This window comes from Nocardia thailandica NBRC 100428 (genome assembly GCF_000308795.1).
Classification (GTDB): domain Bacteria; phylum Actinomycetota; class Actinomycetes; order Mycobacteriales; family Mycobacteriaceae; genus Nocardia; species Nocardia thailandica.
The window spans coordinates 1-2,676 of sequence record NZ_BAGK01000283.1; the positions used below are offsets into that span (position 1 = coordinate 1).

4 protein-coding genes are annotated in these 2,676 nt (G+C 75.4%); 3 read left to right on the forward strand and 1 reads right to left on the reverse strand.

Annotation, left to right across the window (positions count from 1 at the left end; all coding sequences use genetic code 11):
- Nucleotides 1-137: 137 nt before the first annotated feature.
- A complete protein-coding gene (locus ON36_RS28560; protein ID WP_043660168.1) occupies nucleotides 138-1,037 on the reverse strand; it encodes an SMP-30/gluconolactonase/LRE family protein in 900 nt (299 codons plus the stop codon).
- 221 nt (nucleotides 1,038-1,258) lie between these two features.
- Here ON36_RS28560 and ON36_RS28565 point away from each other — a divergent pair, with 221 nt between their 5' ends.
- The 3 genes from ON36_RS28565 to ON36_RS28575 form a co-directional block, all read left to right on the forward strand.
- Nucleotides 1,259-1,885 (forward strand): alpha/beta hydrolase, encoded by a 627-nt coding sequence (locus tag ON36_RS28565; RefSeq protein WP_043660170.1) that lies wholly within the window; start codon nucleotides 1,259-1,261, stop codon nucleotides 1,883-1,885.
- Nucleotides 1,886-1,973: 88 nt separating this feature from the next.
- A complete protein-coding gene (locus tag ON36_RS28570) occupies nucleotides 1,974-2,369 on the forward strand; it encodes a hypothetical protein (RefSeq protein WP_043660176.1) in 396 nt (131 codons plus the stop codon).
- Nucleotides 2,366-2,676 (forward strand): WXG100 family type VII secretion target (locus ON36_RS28575; protein WP_043660173.1); only part of this gene is annotated, 311 nt, incomplete at its 3' end. The genes ON36_RS28570 and ON36_RS28575, both read left to right, overlap by 4 nt.

The window sequence follows — 2,676 nt, forward strand, 5'->3', positions numbered from 1 at the left end:
GCCCGCCCCGGCCGCCCCGCCGACCACCACCCCCGCGCCCCCGGCCGCCGTCACCGTCGGCGGCTATCCCGGCACCCACCGGCGACGGCTCACCGGCGGTTCGCCGGTGAGCCGTCGTCGTCGTGCGCGCGGGGACGTCAGTCCGCCGGGTGTACCCGCGCGACCGTGCCGTCCTCGGAGGTGACCAGCAGGGTCCCGGGAGCGGCGGGGTCGGGCAGGACCGCCGTGAGCGGGCGGGTGGTCAGCACGGTGCAGGCGCGGCCCGAGACGGGATCGACGCGCGTGAGCCGGCCGGTGAGGGTGGTGGCGTAGACGGCGCCGTCGTGCCAGGTGACGTCGTCGGCGAAATCGGGCAGGCCCGCCGGGCCGGTCAGCGTCGTGAGGGTCTCGCGGACCGCGGGATTCGCGCGTGACAGGCGAACCACCTGGCCGAGCGCGACGCCGTTGGCCGTGACGTAGAGCGAATCGCCCTGGGCCGTGATGCCGTTGGCGAGGGAGAGCCGCGCCGCGGCCGACCAGGCGGTGTCCTCGGTGCCGTCGGGACGCAGGCGGTGCACGCCGTCGTATCCGGCGACGTAGAGCGCGCCGTCGGGCCCGAAGGCCGCGCCGTTGGGCCGGTCGAGGCCGGTCGCGAACACCTCGGCCACCGGCTCGGGCGCGGCCGGATCGAAGCGGACGACCCCGCCCTGCCCGACGGCGACCACCGAGTCCCCGGTGACCACGTACATCAGCCCGTCCGGGCCCTGCCGCACCGCGCCCGGCGATTCCACCGGCACCGTGGCGGTGCGCACCCCGGCCGCGTCGTAGCGCACGACCTCGTTGCGCTGGACGCGCGAGACCCACAGGTCGCCCCGCGCGTCGGCGCCCAGGTTCTCGGCCCAGTCCAGCAGCGGCACCGCCGTACTCACCACCACTTCGCGCGCGGACGCGCAGGCCGGGGCGGGGGCGGGGTCGGCGCCCGCCTGCGGCGCGGCGAGCAGGGTGCAGGCGAGTACGGCGGGGAGGGCGTACACGGCGCGGCGGCGTGTGGACGGCATCGCAAGACCTCGAATCGGGACGGGGTGAACCGGATCGGAGTGTAACCGGACACACCCCCGTCCGGGGGACACCCCGGGACCGGCCGGACGCGACGACCTGCGTCGATCGACGTGGGAGCGGATTCCGGGCCCGAGATCTGTGACCGGGCACGAACTCCCGGCGTCCCGGGCGGCCGGACGAAGGTCGTGACGGATCGGCGCGGCGTGTCCATAATCCGACCGTGCCGTTTTTCGACAGTGATCGTGGCCGCCTGCACTACCGGCGGTGGCCGAGGAACAACCCGATCGCCACGCTGGCGCTGCTACCGGGAACGGGCCAGCACAGCGGCCACTATCACCGTTTCGCCGCCGCCCTCGGCACGGCGGGCGTCGAGCTCTACACCCTCGACACCGCCGGGCAGGGCCTGAGCGCGGGCGACCCGGCCGCCCCCGGCACGCTGCCCGAGCTGGCGGCGGACGCGGCCGGGCTGCTCGCCGTCGTCTCGGCGGAGGCGACGGGTCCGGTATTCCTGATGGGCCATTCCCTCGGCGCGGCGACCGCGCTGGCGCTGCCCGCCGAGGACACCGAGGGCCTGGCGGGCCTGGTGGTGTGCGGCACCCCGCCGCGGGTCGCGCACGGCACCCTGGCCCGTCCGCTGCCGGTGCTCGCGGTCCACGGCGTGGACGACCGCCGCGCCGCCATCGATCCGGTCCGCCGCTGGTTCGCGCACCTGCCCTCGGTGACCTGGCGCGAATACGCCGACGCGGGTCACGATCTGCTGCACGAACCGGTCAGCAGGCAGGTCTGCGACGACATCGCGGCCTGGATCACCGACATCACCGCGCGTGCGGGCGCGCCCGCGCCGTAGTTCTTCCGCGATGCCGTCCCGCTATGGACACCGCGCCGGGGATCGGTAGATTGGCGCCTGACACACGGCAGTGCAGAAGGGGGACCGCGTGCCACCGAATCCGACCTCCGCGCCGGACACCGCGGCGCTACAGCAGGCAGTCGACGAGGGCGAGCTGTGGATCGACGGCGTCCTCGTCGCCGAGGGCGCGCACGAACGCTGCGCGCTGGGCTACGAGCGGCTGGCCCAGACCGTCGAGGACCAGATCGCCCTGCTCGGCGGGGCGAGCGCCCTGCCGGGCTTCGGCGGCCTGGAGTCCGGCGCCCAGCTGCGCGCCGGTTTCGAGACCAAGACCGCGACCGCCATCGCCACCCTCACCGAATACGCCCGCACCGCACGGGAACTGGCCGCGACCTTCCGCGCCGCCGCGGCGGCCTACCGCGCGTCCGACGACACCACCGCGGCGGGCGTGGCGGGCATCGAGATCCCGGAGGGCCCGCGATGACCGAGTTCTACGTCGACCCGGACTACGTCGCGGCCATCGAGAACTTCGACCAGCTCAGCCACGCCGACATCCACGCCGCCGTCGACCGGCTGGATCCGGCGGTGCTCGCCGAGGGCGGCCGGGTGTTCACCGGCGCGGGTTCCGAGTTCGGCGACGCGGTCGCGCGGGCGCACGGCGAGATCCGCGCGGCCGTCGCCGACGGCTGGCGCGGCGCCGCCGCCGAGCGGGCAGCGGCGACGGTGACCGCCTTCGAACAGGCGGGACAGCAGATCACCCAGGTCCTCACCGCCGTCGGCCAGCGGCTGAC